General features: G+C 63.6%; 10 protein-coding genes. 6 read left to right on the forward strand and 4 right to left on the reverse strand.

What is annotated here, in order from left to right; all coding sequences use genetic code 11:
- Positions 1-54 precede the first annotated feature (54 nt).
- The 6 genes from HU715_RS25045 (at position 55) to HU715_RS25070 (ending at position 8,419) form a co-directional block, all read left to right on the forward strand.
- Entirely contained in the window at positions 55-771 is a 717-nt protein-coding gene (locus HU715_RS25045) for an ABC transporter permease (protein ID WP_186706004.1), read from the forward strand.
- 24 nt (positions 772-795) lie between these two features.
- Positions 796-1,698 (forward strand): glycine betaine ABC transporter substrate-binding protein, encoded by a 903-nt coding sequence (locus tag HU715_RS25050; RefSeq protein ID WP_186706003.1) that lies wholly within the window; start codon positions 796-798, stop codon positions 1,696-1,698.
- Positions 1,699-1,713: 15 nt separating this feature from the next.
- Positions 1,714-2,367, forward strand: a complete 654-nt coding sequence (locus tag HU715_RS25055; protein WP_030139812.1) for an ABC transporter permease — start codon at positions 1,714-1,716, stop codon at positions 2,365-2,367.
- Positions 2,364-3,521, forward strand: coding sequence for an osmoprotectant ABC transporter ATP-binding protein OsmV (locus HU715_RS25060; protein WP_186706002.1), 1,158 nt, complete (start codon positions 2,364-2,366; stop codon positions 3,519-3,521). Before HU715_RS25055 ends, HU715_RS25060 begins: the two co-directional genes overlap by 4 nt.
- A gap of 484 nt (positions 3,522-4,005) precedes the next feature.
- The gene (locus HU715_RS25065) at positions 4,006-5,169 is read left to right on the forward strand and encodes a type III PLP-dependent enzyme (RefSeq protein WP_186706001.1); all 1,164 of its coding nucleotides are present in this window, start codon (positions 4,006-4,008) and stop codon (positions 5,167-5,169) included.
- A gap of 724 nt (positions 5,170-5,893) precedes the next feature.
- Positions 5,894-8,419, forward strand: a complete 2,526-nt coding sequence (locus tag HU715_RS25070) for a PepSY domain-containing protein (RefSeq protein ID WP_186706017.1) — start codon at positions 5,894-5,896, stop codon at positions 8,417-8,419.
- Between the two features lie 137 nt (positions 8,420-8,556).
- Here the strand turns inward: HU715_RS25070 and HU715_RS25075 are convergent, their stop codons facing one another.
- From HU715_RS25075 to ptsP, 4 genes are all read right to left on the reverse strand, one after another.
- Positions 8,557-10,098, reverse strand: a complete 1,542-nt coding sequence (locus HU715_RS25075) for an alkaline phosphatase D family protein (protein WP_186706000.1) — start codon at positions 10,096-10,098, stop codon at positions 8,557-8,559.
- Between the two features lie 196 nt (positions 10,099-10,294).
- Positions 10,295-12,040 carry a PTS fructose-like transporter subunit IIB gene (locus HU715_RS25080; protein ID WP_186705999.1) on the reverse strand — a complete coding sequence of 582 codons (1,746 nt, stop codon included), beginning with the start codon at positions 12,038-12,040 and terminating at the stop codon, positions 10,295-10,297.
- Between the two features lie 13 nt (positions 12,041-12,053).
- Positions 12,054-12,995 carry a 1-phosphofructokinase gene (gene pfkB / locus HU715_RS25085; protein ID WP_186705998.1) on the reverse strand — a complete coding sequence of 314 codons (942 nt, stop codon included), beginning with the start codon at positions 12,993-12,995 and terminating at the stop codon, positions 12,054-12,056.
- Positions 12,995-15,859, reverse strand: coding sequence for a phosphoenolpyruvate--protein phosphotransferase (ptsP, locus tag HU715_RS25090; RefSeq protein WP_186705997.1), 2,865 nt, complete (start codon positions 15,857-15,859; stop codon positions 12,995-12,997). Before ptsP ends, pfkB begins: the two co-directional genes overlap by 1 nt.
- Between the last annotated feature and the right edge of the window lie 262 nt (positions 15,860-16,121).

Below are 16,121 nucleotides of genomic sequence, written 5' to 3' on the forward strand. Positions count from 1 at the left end.
ATGGTTTGCCGCCCGGGGAGGCGTGCGCCGACTGAAAGACAAAGGAGTCCGCCTGTGGCTATCCGCTATGGCAAAGGGCTTATCGGGGGTGCGGTCGTCGTCGCCCTCCTGGCCCTGTTGGTCCACTGGATCGGCATCGATACGATCCAACGCTACCGCGACGATCTGCTGTTCTACCTGCAAGCGCACCTGATGCTTGTACTGGCTTCCATGTTGGCGGCCCTGATGGTCGGCATCCCCGCCGGCATCGCCCTTAGCCGCCCCGGCATGGTCGGGCGCGCCGAACGCTTCATGCAAGTGTTCAACATCGGCAATACCGTGCCGCCCCTGGCTGTGCTGGCCATCGCCCTCGGCATCCTGGGCATCGGCAGCGGGCCCGCCATCTTCGCCCTGTTCCTCGCCTCGCTGTTGCCCATCGTACGCAACACCTATGAAGGCCTGAAAAACGTCCAGGGCTCCCTCAAGGAAGCCGCCGTCGGCATCGGCATGACCCCGCGCCAGGTGCTGTGGAAAGTCGAACTGCCCAACGCCGTGCCGATCATCGTCGGTGGCGTGCGCGTAGCGTTGGCGATCAACGTCGGCACCGCCCCGCTGGCTTTCCTGATCGGTGCCAACAGCCTCGGCAGCCTGATCTTCCCTGGCATTGCCTTGAACAACCAGCCGCAATTGTTGCTCGGCGCCGCTTGCACGGCGCTGCTGGCATTGCTGCTCGACGGTCTGGTGACACTCGCCAGCCGCCTCTGGCTGGAACGTGGCTTGCGCCCGTCCTGAGCCTGGCTGGATAAAGGAGTCGTTATGAAGAAGTTGAGCTTGATCCTGGGCTGCCTGTTGCTGTTTGCAGGGTTTGCCCAAGCCGCAGAAAAACCGCTGATCCGCCTCGGCGCCCGGGTATTCACCGAGCAGACCTTACTGGCGGAAATCACCGCCCAATACCTGCGCAGCAAAGGCTACGACGCGCAGATTACCGGCGGCCTGGGCAGCAACCTGGCCCGCAGCGCCCATGAAACCGGGCAGTTGGACCTTCTGTGGGAATACACCGGCGTGTCATTGGTGGCCTACAACCATGTCACCGAGAAACTCGACAGCGCCCAGTCCTACGCTCGGGTGAAAGAACTCGACGCGAAAAAAGGCCTGGTCTGGCTCACGCCGTCGAAATTCAGCAACACCTACGCCTTGGCCCTGCCGGAAAAAGTCGCGAAGAAGTACCCGCAGATCAACTCCATCAGCCAGTTGAACACCGTTTTGCAGGCCGAGGCCGACGAGAACCATCTGGTGGCCCTGGACACCGAGTTCGCCAATCGCTCCGACGGTCTGGCCGGCATGGTCGAACAGTACGACATGAACCTGACCCGCAAGAACATTCGGCAAATGGACGCGGGCCTGGTTTATACCGCCCTGCGCAACAGCCAAGTCTTCGCCGGCCTGGTCTACACCACCGACGGGCGCCTGAATGCGTTCAAATTGAAGCTGCTGGAAGACGACAAGCATTACTTCCCCGACTACACCGCCGCGCCGGTGGTGCGCCAGGCATTCCTCGACGCGCACCCGCAGCTGGCCGCGCAGCTCAAGCCGCTGGCCGAACTGTTCGACGACGAAACCATGCGCCAGCTCAACGCCCGGGTGGACGTCGATCATGAAAGCCCTTCCGCCGTTGCCGCCGATTTCCTGCGCCAGCATTCGCTGCTCTCAACCCAATGACCTGGAGGAAAAGCCATGGATTTTCTTGACGCCTTTTCCCATCTGGACTGGCCGCTGGTGCTGCACCTGACCTGGCAGCACATCACCCTGGTGGGCATCGCCGTGACCCTGGCGATTGTCATCGGTGTGCCACTGGGCATTTTCATGACCCGTTTCCCGGCGCTTGCCGGCCCTCTGCAAGCCAGCGCCACGGTGCTGCTGACGATCCCGTCAATCGCGCTGTTCGGCCTACTCTTGCCGTTCTACTCCAAGTTCGGCCAAGGCCTGGGGCCAATGCCGGCGATCACCGCGGTGTTTCTCTATTCGCTGTTGCCGATCATGCGCAACACCTACCTGGCCCTGACCGGCGTCGAACCGGGCATCCGTGAAGCCGCCCGCGGCATCGGCATGACCTTCGGCCAGCGCCTGCGCATGGTCGAACTGCCCATCGCCGTGCCGGTGATCCTGGCCGGCGTGCGCACCGCCGTGGTGATGAACATCGGCGTCATGACCATCGCCGCCACCATCGGCGCCGGTGGCCTGGGCGTGCTCATCCTCGCTTCCATCAGCCGCAGCGATATGTCGATGCTGATCGTCGGCGCCGTGCTGGTCAGCCTCCTGGCCATCTTCGCCGACCTGCTCCTGCAATGGCTGCAACGCTCGCTGACCCCAAAAGGATTACTGAAATGATCGAACTTCAAAACCTCAGCAAAACCTTCAAGAGCAACGGCAAGGATGTAAAAGCCGTGGACTCGGTGAACCTGACCGTCAACGAAGGCGAGATCTGCGTATTCCTCGGGCCGTCGGGCTGTGGCAAGAGCACCACGCTGAAGATGATCAACCGGCTGATCCCGCCGACCTCGGGCAAGGTCTTGATCAACGGCGAAGACACCACCGGCCTCGACGAAGTGACCCTGCGCCGCAACATCGGCTACGTGATCCAGCAGATCGGCCTGTTCCCGAACATGACCATCGAGGAAAACATCACCGTGGTTCCGCGCCTGCTCGGCTGGGATAAACAGAAGTGCCACGACCGCGCCCGCGAATTGATGAGCATGATCAAGCTCGAACCCAAGCAATACCTGCATCGCTATCCCCGGGAGTTGTCCGGCGGCCAGCAACAACGAATCGGCGTGATCCGCGCCCTGGCGGCCGATGCGCCGCTGCTGCTGATGGATGAACCGTTCGGCGCGGTCGACCCGATCAACCGCGAGATGATCCAGAACGAGTTCTTCGAGATGCAACGGGCGCTGAACAAGACCGTGATCATGGTCAGCCACGACATCGACGAGGCCATCAAGCTGGGGGACAAGATCGCGATCTTCCGCGCTGGCAAGCTGGTGCAATGCGATCACCCGGACACGCTGCTGGCGCATCCGGCCGACGAGTTCGTCAGCAACTTCGTCGGTCAGGACAGCACGCTCAAGCGGCTGTTGCTGGTCAAGGCCGAAGACGCGGCGGACAACGCCCCGTCGGTCAGCCCCGAGACGCCGGTGGCCGAGGCGTTGGAACTGATGGACGAACACGACCGGCGCTACGTGGTGGTCACCTGTGCCGAGAACAAGGCCCTGGGTTACGTCCGCCGTCGCGACCTGCACCGCCAGACCGGCACGTGCGGACAATACCTGCGGGAATTCAACGCCACCGCCGCCTACGACGAACACCTGCGGATCCTGCTGTCGCGCATGTACGAGTTCAACCGCTCGTGGCTGCCGGTGCTGGACGCCGAGCGGGTGTTCCTTGGCGAAGTGACCCAGGAATCGATTGCCGAGTACTTGAGCTCCGGTAAGTCCCGTGGGGGCAAGACCAGTATTGTTTCGCCGGCTGAGACTGCGTCCGCCTAGTCAACGGCGACTGCCATTGTGGCGAGGGAGCTTGCTCCCGCTGGGTCGCGCAGCGGCCCCAAAAAAGCGATGAGCGCTTCGCACTCAAGCGGGAGCAAGCTCCCTCGCCACAAAGGCAAAAGCCATATCGAGCAGGCTCGAATACCAATCCGGGGGAACATCAACCTGTCACACCGGTCGGTTACATCATGAGCTGTCGCGGGCCGCACGACGGAGACGTGCAAAAACGCGACATTTTTAGTTGATCTCAGGCCCCTCACGCCCTAAAGTTCGCGCCGAACGTCCATGCTGGAAACGATCCATCCGGCTCAAGTACTGACGACGAGACAGCAAGGCCAAGGGAATCAAGCGTCCCATGGCCTTTTTGCTTTCGGCGACATGCCTTGGGAAGTAGGCGAACCAAAGTGGGGATACGGAGGACGTTCGCGAGGGTTGCTGCCCTCAAACCCATTGATCCTGATGTTTGCCAGTAGGAGTCCCAAGTATGTCGATCCAGGTCGAAGATTATTTCGCGCGCGAAACTTTCCAGAAAATGAAAGCGTTCGCCGACAAGCAGGAAACCCCGTTCGTGGTGATCGACACCGCGATGATCTCCCAGGCCTATGACGACCTGCGCGCCGGTTTCGAGTTCGCCAAGGTCTACTACGCCGTCAAGGCCAACCCGGCGGTGGAAATCATCGACCTGCTCAAGGGGAAAGGCTCGAACTTCGACATCGCCTCGATCTATGAGCTGGACAAGGTCATGAGCCGTGGCGTCGGCCCGGAGCAGATCAGCTACGGCAACACCATCAAGAAATCCAAGGACATTCGCTACTTCTACGAGAAGGGTGTACGCCTTTACGCCACCGACTCCGAAGCCGACCTGCGCAACATCGCCAAGGCCGCGCCGGGCTCGAAGGTCTATGTGCGGATTCTCACCGAAGGCTCGACCACCGCTGACTGGCCGTTGTCGCGCAAGTTCGGCTGCCAGACCGACATGGCCATGGACCTGCTGATCCTGGCCCGCGACCTGGGCCTGGTGCCGTACGGCATTTCGTTCCACGTCGGCTCGCAACAGCGCGACATCAGCGTCTGGGACGCGGCCATCGCCAAGGTCAAGGTGATCTTCGAGCGTTTGAAGGAAGAAGACGGCATCGTCCTGAAGCTGATCAACATGGGTGGCGGCTTTCCGGCCAACTACATCACCCGCACCAACAGCCTGGAAACCTACGCCGAGGAAATCATCCGCTTCCTGAAGGAAGACTTCGGTGACGACCTGCCGGAAATCATCCTGGAGCCGGGCCGTTCGTTGATCGCCAACGCCGGTATCCTGGTCAGCGAAGTGGTGCTGGTGGCGCGCAAGTCCCGTACCGCTGTCGAGCGTTGGGTGTACACGGATGTGGGCAAGTTCTCCGGCCTGATCGAAACCATGGACGAAGCCATCAAGTTCCCGATCTGGACCGAGAAGAAAGGCGAGATGGAAGAAGTGGTCATCGCTGGCCCGACTTGCGACAGCGCCGACATCATGTATGAGAACTACAAGTACGGGTTGCCGTTGAACCTGGCCATTGGTGATCGCCTGTATTGGCTGTCGACCGGGGCCTATACCACCAGCTATAGCGCGGTGGAATTCAATGGCTTTCCGCCGCTGAAATCGTTTTACGTGTGATGTGTTTGGGCGTTTGAGCTCGTAGCGCTTGCCCTGTTGCGTAATAAAAAACGGCGCTTTTCAGAAATGAAAGGCGCCGTTTTTTTTCCGGTCGCACTCCGCTCCAATCGTGGGAGCGAGCCTGCTCGCGAAGGCGATCTCCCAGTCGGCGAAGATGTTGGATGTGCCGGCCTCTTCGCGAGCAAGCCCGCTCCCACAGGGGGATTGGGTGCACATGGGTTTTGTGTCTGCTGAAAATCCAATGTGGGAGCGAGCCTGCTCGCGAAGGCGATCTCCCAGTCGGCGAAAATGTTGGATGTACCGGCCTCATCGCGAGCAGGCTCGCTCCCACAGGGGGATTGGGTGCACCTGGATTTTGTGTCTGCTGAAAATCCAATCGTGGGAGCGAGCCTGCTCGCGAAGGCGGTGTCCCAGTTGGCGAAAATGTTGGATGTGCCGGCCTCATCGCGAGCAAGCCCGCTCCCACAGGGGGATTGGGTGCACATGGGTTTTGTGTCTGCTGAAGATCCAATGTGGGAGCGAGCCTGCTCGCGAATGCTGTGTTCCAGTCGGCGAAGATGTTGGATGTGCCGGCCTCTTCGCGAGCAAGCCCGCTCCCACAGGATTTCGTCGCCTGCCCGTTCATGCAAATGATCAAGGCTTTTAGGTGTGTTTATGAATGCTTCTCGATAACACACGGCATAATGCACGCCGTGATGAACAGTAAATGAACAAGGCAGGCGACGTGTTGAAGAAAACCCTGTTCCAGTTGCACTGGTTTTTCGGCATCAGTGCCGGGCTGGTCCTGGCGTTGATGGGCGTTACCGGGGCGGTGGTGTCGTTCCAGGATGAAATCCTGCGGGCCTTGAACCCGCAGGTGCTGACGGTGGCGAAACAGCCGGCCGGCGTCCTGCCGCCCGCCGAACTGGTGGAACAGATCGAAGCCGCCGCCGGTAAGACCGTCGCCATGCTCTGGGTCGAGACCGACAGCGGCAACGCCGCACGGGTGATCTTCGCCGCGCCCCCCGGGGAAAAGCGCGGCGCCATGCGCTATTTCAACCCCTACACCGCACAGTTCATGGGTGAGGTGACCGGCCAGGATTTCTTCGGCCTGATGCTCAGGCTGCACCGCGTCCTGACCCTGGACGACGTGGGTCGGCAGATCACCGGCGCCTGCACGCTGATCCTGGTGTTCTTCTGCCTGTCCGGGTTGTACCTGCGCTGGCCGCGCCAGTGGAAAAACTGGCGCGCCTGGCTGACCCTCGATTGGCGAAAAAAAGGCCGCGGCTTCAATTGGGACCTGCACTCGGTGGCGGGCACCTGGTGCCTGGTGTTCTATTTGCTGGCGGCACTCACCGGACTGACCTGGTCCTACGAGTGGTACAACAAAGGCGTGACCCGCCTGCTCTCCGATTCGCCGGAAGAGGAACGGGTGCGCAATCGCGGCCCTGCGCCGAGCGGTCCGCTTCCCATGGCTGATTACCGGGCGATGTGGAGCAGCATCTACAGCGCCGCCGGCCCGGGCCTGTCCGCCTACAACGTGCGCATGCCGCCGGTGGCCGGGCAACCGGCGACCGTGTTCTATCTGCTGGAAAGTTCGCCCCACGACCGGGCACTGAACCAGCTCATCCTCGACCCGGCCACTGGCGTCGTCAGCCGGCACAGCCGCTACAGCGACAAGAGCCTCAAGGCACAGTTGCTCACCAGCGTCTATGCCCTGCATATCGGTAGCTATTTCGGCTTGGTCGGGCGGATCCTGGTCACCGTGGCCGCGCTGACCATGCCGCTGTTCTTCATCACCGGCTGGTTGCTGTACCTGGACCGTCGCCGCAAGCAGCGCCAGGCCAGAAACGCCCGCCAGGCCCTGAGCGCCAACCCGACCGATGCGCCGGCCTGGCTGATCGGTTTCGCCAGCCAAAGCGGTTTCGCCGAGCGACTGGCCTGGCAGACCGCCGGCCAACTCCAGGCCGCCGGCTTGCCCGTGAACGTCCAGCCACTGGCCGGTGTGCGTGAGCAAGACCTGAACAACGCCACCCACGCGCTGTTTGTCGTCAGCACCTTCGGCGACGGTGAAGGCCCGGACAGTGCCCGCGGTTTCGAACGCAAGGTCTTGGGCCAAGCCTTGAGCCTGGAGCGCCTGCACTATTCGGTGCTGGGCCTGGGCGACCGTCAATATGAACATTTCTGCGGCTTCGCCCGGCGACTGCACGCCTGGCTGGCGGAACACGGCGGCAAGACCCTGTTCGCGCCGGTGGAAGTCGACAGTGGCGACCCTTACGCCCTGCGTCACTGGCAACAACAACTGGCCGAACTGACCGGACACGCGCCCGCGCAGACCTGGCAGGCCCCCCGCTTCGAAAACTGGACGCTGAGCCAACGCACCCTGCTCAACCCCGACAGCAGCGGCTCAGGCGTGTACCTGCTGGGCCTCACCGCCCCCGGGCCGAGCAGTTGGCTGGCCGGTGACCTGGTGGAAATCCTGCCGCGCAATGACCTGTCGGCCATCGAACATTTCCTCGATGGCCTCGGCCTCGCCGGCCACGCGCGCGTGCAGGTCGATGACCTGTCCCAGAGCCTCGACCAGGCCCTGGCGACCCGCCAGTTGCCGGAAAACCGCGCCCATCTGGTCGGCCTGCATGCCCAGGCCCTGGTGGATGCGCTGGCACCGCTGGCGATACGCGAATATTCCATCGCCTCGATCCCGGCCGACGGCGTGCTGGAGCTGATCGTGCGCCAGGAACGCCACCCCGACGGCAGCCTGGGCGTCGGTTCCGGCTGGTTGACCGAGCACGCAGCGCTGGGCAGCGCCATCAGCCTGCGACTGCGCCGCAACAGCAGCTTCCACCTACCGGCCCAGGGCGTGCCGATGATCCTGCTGGGCAACGGCACCGGCCTGGCGGGTCTGCGCAGCCTGCTCAAGGCCCGCGTCACCGAAGGCATGCAGCGCAACTGGCTGCTGTTTGGCGAACGCAATCGCGAGCACGATTTCCACTGCCGTGATGAGCTGCAGGAATGGGTGACCTCCGGCGACCTGGAACGCCTGGACCTGGCGTTCTCCCGGGATCAGAAGCAGAAGATCTACGTCCAGGACCGCCTGCTGGAATCGGCCGCGCTGCTCAAGCAATGGCTGGCCGACGGTGCGGTGATCTATGTCTGCGGCAGCCTGCAGGGCATGGCCTCCGGCGTCGACCACGTGCTCAACAGCGTGCTGGGGCGCGAGGCCGTGGAACGGCTGATCGAGCAGGGGCGGTATCGGCGGGATGTTTACTGACAAACTTCAAGAACACACAACATCCTGTGGGAGCGGGCTTGCTCGCGAAGGCGGCGTGTCAGACAACACGTCTGCCAACTGACACACCGCCTTCGCGAGCAAGCCCGCTCCCACAGGGGAACTCTGTGATCCTTGGTTCACACCGGCTGCAACTTCTTCTCGAACACCGCCACGCCCTCCAGATCCCGCAACACCACGCCCATCTCCCCGCTCTGCCCGTCGATGTTCACCTCGCCAAAGAACTGATACCCGGCGAATGGCGAAGTGTTCTGGGTCGCAGGGGCTTTCTGGAACACCACCTCCGGGCCGAAGGTCTTGTCCAGGGCGTTGGGCCCGAAGCTGCCGGCGTTCAATGGCCCGGCGACGAACTCCCAGAACGGTTCGAAATCCTGGAACGCGGCCTGTTCAGGGTGGTAGTGATGGGCGGCGCAATAGTGAACGTCGGCGGTGAGCCAGACATAGTTGCGCACCTGATGCTTGCGCAGGTAACCGAGCAGTTCGGCGATTTCCACTTCGCGCCCTTGGGCCGCGCCCGGGTCACCATTGGCGACCGCTTCCCAGCGTGGCACGCCGGGGCTGACCTCGCCGTCCGGCACACCGAGGCCGATGGGCATGTCGGCGGCGATGACTTTCCACTGGGCCCGGGACTGCTTCAACTCGCGCTTGAGCCAATTCAACTGCTCACGCCCCAGGAACGGTTTGGCCGCGCCGAGGTTGGCGTCGTTGGCTTCGCGGTAGCTGCGCATGTCCAGCACGAACACATCCAGCAGCGGCCCGTAACCGAGCTTGCGGTAGATGCGTCCGCCGCCGTCGGCCTTCTGCCGGCGCATCGGCGCGTATTCCAGCCAGGCCTGGCGCGCACGGCCCACGAGGCTGTGGATATCCTTGGTCTGGTAGCGCTCGTCCAGTTGCTTGCCCGGCGACCAGTTGTTGACCACCTCATGGTCGTCCCACTGCCAGATTTGCGGCACCTCGGCGTTGAAACGGCGGACGTTTTCGTCCATCAGGTTGTAACGATAGTTGCCACGATATTCATCCAAGGTTTCGGCGACCTTGCTCTTGGCTTCGGTGGTGAGGTTGCGCCAGATGCGACCGCCCTCCGTGGTCACCTGCGCGGGCACCGGGCCGTCGGCGTAGATGGTGTCGCCACTGTGGATAAAGAAATCCGGCAGGCGCAGGCGCATGGCTTCGTAGATGCGCATGCCGCCGATGTCCGGGTTGATGCCGAAACCCTGGCCGACCGTGTCACCGCTCCAGACAAACCGGATGTCGCGCTTGAACTGCGGCACGCTGCGCAGGTGGCCGAGCCAGGGTTCGCTGGCGACGCCGCTCTGGGCATCTTCGAAATGCACCCGGTAGAAAATCGCCTGGTCGCGGGGCAGCCCGGTGAGTTCGACCCGAGCGGTGAAATCGCTGCGGGCATCGACCATGGGTGAGACGAAACGGCGGGGATTGCTGAACTTGCTGCGGGTGTCCCATTCCACCACCATCCGCGCCGGACGGTCGCTGCGGCTCCAGATCATCGCCCGGTCGCCCTGCAAATCGCCGGACTGCACGCCTTCGGTCAGCACGGGCCGGTCCTTGACCGAAGCGATCACCGCCGGGGCTAGCCCGGGCAGCAATAAACCAGCGCCTACGGCTTGCATCACACGGCGACGGCCCAGGTCGAATTCGCTCATGGTGTTCTCCCTTGAAATGGGAAAACTTAAGCATGGGAGTGTGAAGTGGGTGTGACAGGAATTTCATGCCCCCCCCAAAAGCCACTGTGGGAGCGGGCTTGCTCGCGAAAGCGGTGTGTCAGTCGACGAAAATGTTGTCTGACACGCCGCTTTCGCGAGCAAGCCCGCTCCCACAGGTAGGGTGGTGTGACTTAAATCAGGCCTTGGCCGGCTCCAACGCCATCTCTACCACCTCAGGCCGCTTGAGCAGCGCATACGCCACCGCCGTCAGCAGGCTCCCCGCCACGATCGCCAGCAGGTACAACAGCGCATGGTTGATGGCGTTGGGGATCAGCATCACGAACAGGCCGCCGTGGGGGGCCATGAGCTTGCAGCCGAAGTACATCGACAGCGCACCGGTCAGCGCACCGCCGGCGATGCTCGCCGGGATCACCCGCAGCGGATCCTTGGCCGCGAACGGGATCGCGCCTTCGGAGATGAAGCACAGCCCCAGCACCAGCGCCGCTTTGCCGGCCTCGCGTTCAGTCTGGGCGAATTTGCGCCGGGCGATGAACGTGGCGATGCCCAGGCCAATGGGCGGCACCATGCCGGCGGCCATGGCCGCGGCCATCGGTGCATAACTTTGCGACGCCAGCAGACCCACCGAAAACGCATAGGCGGCCTTGTTGATCGGCCCGCCGAGGTCGACGCACATCATCGCCCCCAGCAACACGCCCAACAGGATCGCATTGGTGGTGCCCATGCTGTCGAGGAAGTGGGTCAGGGCTTCGAGCATGCCCGCCACCGGTTTGCCGACGATGTAGATCATCACGAGGCCGGTGAACAGGCTCGCCAGCAGCGGAATGATCAGGATCGGCTTGAGCGCTTCCAGGCTCTGGGGCAAGCGCGCGTAGCGGTTGATCGCCTTGGCCGCGTAGCCGGCCAGGAACCCGGCGATGATCCCGCCAATGAAGCCGGCGCCGAGGGTGCTCGCCAGCATCCCGCCGATCATGCCCGGGGCCAGGCCCGGACGGTCGGCGATGGAATAGGCGATGTAGCCGGCCAGCAGCGGCACCATCAATTTGAACGCGGTTTCGCCGCCGATTTGCATCAGCGCCGCCGCCAGGGTTCCAGGTTCCTTGAAGGCCTCGATGCCGAACACGAACGACAAAGCGATCATCAAACCACCGGCCACCACCATCGGCAGCATGAACGATACGCCTGTCAGCAAGTGCTTATAGGCACCGCTTTTTTCCGCTTTCGCCGGCCCCGAAGCGGCGCCACTCGCCCCACTTTCCTGGCGGCCTTCGGCCAAGGCTTTTTTCAACGTGGCTTCGGCCTGTTTCAAGGCAATGCCGGTGCCACAACGATAAATTTTCTTGCCGGCAAAACGTTCGGTGGCGACTTCGATATCGGTCGCCAGCAGTACCACATCGGCCTCGGCGATCGCCTCGGGGCTCAACGGATTGCGCGCGCCCACCGAGCCTTGGGTTTCGATCTTCAGGTCGTAACCCAAGCGCGCCGCCGCCTGCTGCAAGGCTTCGGCGGCCATGAAGGTGTGGGCCACGCCAGTCGGGCAAGCCGTGATCGCCACCAGGCGTGGAGCGCGCTCGGTCGGAGTCGCCGGTTCTTGCGCGAACACGTCGGCCTCGCCCAGGACCTCAGCTTCTTCGGCGCCACGACGCAGCACCGCATCAACGTCCTGGAGAGCCAGGGCCGGTGTGCTGCGGAACACCCGCTTGCCAACAAACCGCGACAGGTCCACCGGGCCGCTGGCGACCAGCAACACCCACTCGGCCGCTTCGAGGGTCGCGGCCGACAACTGGCGCTCCGGATGGGCCGCATCATGGACTTCGACACTGGTGCTCCAACCCTGGCGCTGCGCCGCGGCGTCCAGCAGGCGGGCGCACAACACACTGGTAACCATGCCGTTCGGGCAGGCCGTCACAATGGCTAATTTCATCTTGCGAACCCTCTTATTGTTCTGTCAGGGGGCGCACGCGCACACCCTGTTCAAGCGACGCCAGCAACGCGGTGTCGTGGATGCCAAAACCGATCTGCGTGACGGCCATGGCAGCGATGGCCGTGGCGGTGCGCAGCGTCTGCTCCGGGGTGTCGGCACTGAGCAGGCCGTGCAGCATGCCCGCCAGCAGCGAATCGCCGGCGCCCACGGTGCTGGCAACCGTCACCTTGGGTGGCGACGCATGCAGCGCCGAACCGACACTGAACCAGTTCACGCCATCGGCTCCGTGGGAAATCACCACATGTTCGACACCCTGGGCATGCAGGCGCTGCGCCGCTTGCGCCTGGGCCGCTTCGCTGACCACCTCGCAACCCAGCGCATCGGCCAGTTCCTCGGTGTTCGGCTTGATCAGCCACGGCCCCGCCGCCAGCGCGACGCGCAAGGCTTCGCCGCTGGTGTCGAGGGCCACGTTCAGGCCGAGTTTTTTCAGGCGCAGGATCAGCGCCTGCAACCACTGTGGGCTGACGCCCCGGGGCAGGCTGCCGGCCACCACAACCACATCGTGGCCGGGAGCGATTTGCTCAAGGCGCGCCAGCAACGCTTGCTGCGCGGCTTCGTCGACCATCGGCCCCGGGCCATTGAGGTCGGTGATACGTCCGTCCTGCTCGGCCAGCTTGATGTTGCTGCGAGTCTCGCCAGGGACACGAATAAAGGCATCGACAAAACCACGCTGGGCAAACAGCGTCTCGAACACTTGGGCATTGTCTTCGCCCAAAAAACCACTGACCGTCAGCGTATGGCCAAGATCGGCCAACACCTGGGCCACGTTCACGCCCTTGCCGGCGGCGTGGGCATGCATGCCGTCGCTGCGGTTGACCTGGCCCGGCTCCAGGCGCGCCAACTCCACCGTGAGGTCGAGCGCCGGGTTGAGGGTCAGGGTAAGAATCTTCGCCATTACAGCGCCTCCACTAATGCGCGCACGTCATCGGCGCTGCCCACGGCCAAAGCCTCTTGGGCCAGGGTTTGTACTTGCGCCAGGCTCAATTCGCGGACCCGCGCCTTGACCTCGGCAATGCTGCGGGCCGAGACACTCAGTTCGTCCACACCCAGGCCCACCAGCACCGGCACCGCCAGCGGATCGGCCGCCAGTTCGCCACACACTCCGACCCATTTGCCATGGGCATGGGCGGCGCGCACGGTGATGTCGATCAGTTGCAGCACGGCCGGGTGCAAGCCATCGGCCTGGGCCGACAGCGTCGGGTGACCACGGTCGATCGCCAGGGTGTATTGCGTCAGGTCGTTGGTGCCGACGCTGAAGAAGTCGACTTCCTTGGCGAGCACCGGCGCCAGCAACGCGGCGGACGGCACTTCGATCATGATCCCCAGTTGCAGGTCTGCCACGGGGATTTCCCGGCGCAGGCGCTCGGTCATGTCCCGGGCCTGGCGCCACTCATCGACGCTGCCCACCATCGGGAACATGATCCGCAGCGGACGGCTGTCCGCCGAGCGCAACAAGGCCCGCAGTTGCGCCTCCATGACCTGCGGACGCTGCAATGTCAGGCGGATCCCACGCACGCCGAGGAACGGGTTTTCTTCTTTCGCGATCGGCCAGTACGGCAGCGGCTTGTCGCCGCCCACATCCAGCGTGCGCACCACCAGCGGCCGACCGGCCAGGCCATCGAGCACTTTACGGTATTCGGCTTCCTGGGTCGCTTCGTCCGGCGCCTGGGTGTGAGCCATGAAGATCAGTTCGGTGCGCAACAGGCCAATGCCTTCGGCGCCCTGCTCCACCGCGCTGGCGACGCCGGCGCTTTCGCCAATGTTGGCGAACACTTCCACGGCATGACCGTCACGGGTCACCGCCGGTTCGTGACGCTGCTCGGCGGCGATCTTGAGACGCTGTTCGCGGGTGTCGCGTTCTTCCTTGGCGCGCTGCAAAGTGGCGGCGTCAGGGTCCACGTGCAGGCGACCGCGTTGGCCATCCAGCAGCAACGATGTGCCCGGCGCCAGCAGCAACACCGCCGCACCGGCGCCCACCAGCGCCGGAATGCCCAGGGCGCGGGCGACAATGGCGCTGTGGGCGGTGGCGCCACCACGGGCGGTGAGGATCCCCGCCACGCGAGCCGGGTCCAGACGGGCGACATCGGACGGGCCGACTTCGTCCATCACCAGGATGTAGGGTTGTTCGGGTTCAGCCGGGGTTTCGATGCCGCACAGCTGCGCCAGCACTCGACGGCCAACGTCCCGCAGGTCGGCGGCACGTTCGGCCAGCAAGGCGTCCTGCAAGGCTTCCTGCTCTTTGGCGGCGGCTTCGATCACGCCCATCCACGCCGCTTGCGCACTCTCGCCCAGCTTCAAGCGGGTGTCGACTTCGTCGGTCAGTTCCGGGTCGTCGAGCATTTCCTGGTGGGTGATGAAAATCTCGCGGATGGCCTTGGCCTTGGCGCGTTCGATCAAGCCTTGGATATCGCGGCGCACCTGGTTCAGGGCGTTTTGCAGGCGCTCGCGCTCGATGGCTGCCGACTCTCCGCGCATCGGATAATCGATGGCCTGCAACACTTGGATGTGGGCCGGGCCGATAGCGATGCCCGGGGCGGCGGCGACAGCCTGGATCAGGCTGCCGGCTTCGGGCGCCAACATGACGGTCGCGACTTCGGCCATTGCGGTTTCCCGCGGCGCACTCGGCGGCGGCAGCGGTTCGACTTCTTCGCCCAGGCCTTCTTCGATGGCCGCCAGCAGCGCGGGCAAGGCATCGGCGGCAATGCTCGGTTCGGCGATGAATTCCAGGACCTGGCCGCGACGGGCGCCCAGGCTCAGCAACTTGCTCAGGCTCTTGGCCGACACGGCGCTGTCCTGGCCGTCGACGATGCGCACGCGGATCTCGCCTTCGAAGCTTTTCGCCAATTGGGCGAGGATCTTCGCCGGACGTGCATGCAGACCATGGGCATTGGCCAGGCCGATGCGCGCGCTGGGCCAGTCGGCGGGTAATTCACCGCCGAGCACTTCCAGCACTTTGCGGCTGCTGGTGGCGCGGCCCAATTCGTGGCCGCGGCCTTCGATCAGCAGGGCGCAAAGCCTTTCCAGCAAAGCCTGGTGGGCCTCGCCGAGGCTGGCGAGGCAGAACAGACCGCTCAACGGTTGGCCCAGGTAACGGATGGGTTTGTCCGGGGTAACGAACGCCAGGCCCGGGCGCTTGACGGTCTGTTCGCTGTGCAGCCACCACAAGCCATCGCCCAGGGGCAGCGCATCGACTTGCTGCAACACGCCGGCAAAGCCGTTGCTCACGCAGTCGGCCTGGCGCAACAACCGAGCGCCGCGCCATACCAGTTCTTCAAAATCGTCAGCCGACACACCGAGGCCGATCATCTGCGCATCCAGGGCCAATTCCTGGGGCGCGCCTTGCAGCAGCTTCAGCAAGGCTTCGGCGGAACCGGCACGGCGCAGGGCCTGGCCCAGGTCCGTCTCGCCGAGGGCGCGGGTCAGCAGTTGCAGCAGGCGCAGGTGTTCGTCGGACTTGGCGGCGATGCCGATGGCCAGGTAGACAATCTGGCCGTCGCCCCAGTCCACGCCTTCGGGGAATTGCAGCAGACGCACGCCGGTGGAGTAGACCAGGTCGCGGGTCTGCGGGGTGCCGTGGGGGATGGCAATACCTTGGCCAAGAAAGGTCGAACCCTGGGCTTCGCGAGCCTGCAAGCCGGCGAGGTAACCCTCGGCTACCAGGCCATCGGCCACCAGTTTGTCGGCGAGCAATTGCAGTGCAGCGTCTTTATCCACAGCCGTCTGCGCCATGGATATCTGCTCTAGAGTGAGCTCGAGCATGCTTTCTCCTTTTTGGCGTCCGGTTGGCGCCAGGTATTGTTTTGAATGAATCAGCTTAGCGTTGCAGGACAGCTTTTGGCGGTATCGCGGCAGAGCGGCCAAAAATTCTGCTAGCCTTGAAAATACGCTTGCTGAAACGTTTAATCTAGAAAGATTGGCACGTTACTCGATAATCTCTCATCCTTGAAGTGCAACTTGTCGTAAGCGCTTGGACGGTGACCGTCAGCTTGAATCGGGTAGGATGGCCCTTATCGTCGGGGCT

The sequence above is a fragment of the Pseudomonas zanjanensis genome, from assembly GCF_014268745.2.
In the GTDB taxonomy this organism is placed as follows: domain Bacteria; phylum Pseudomonadota; class Gammaproteobacteria; order Pseudomonadales; family Pseudomonadaceae; genus Aquipseudomonas; species Aquipseudomonas zanjanensis.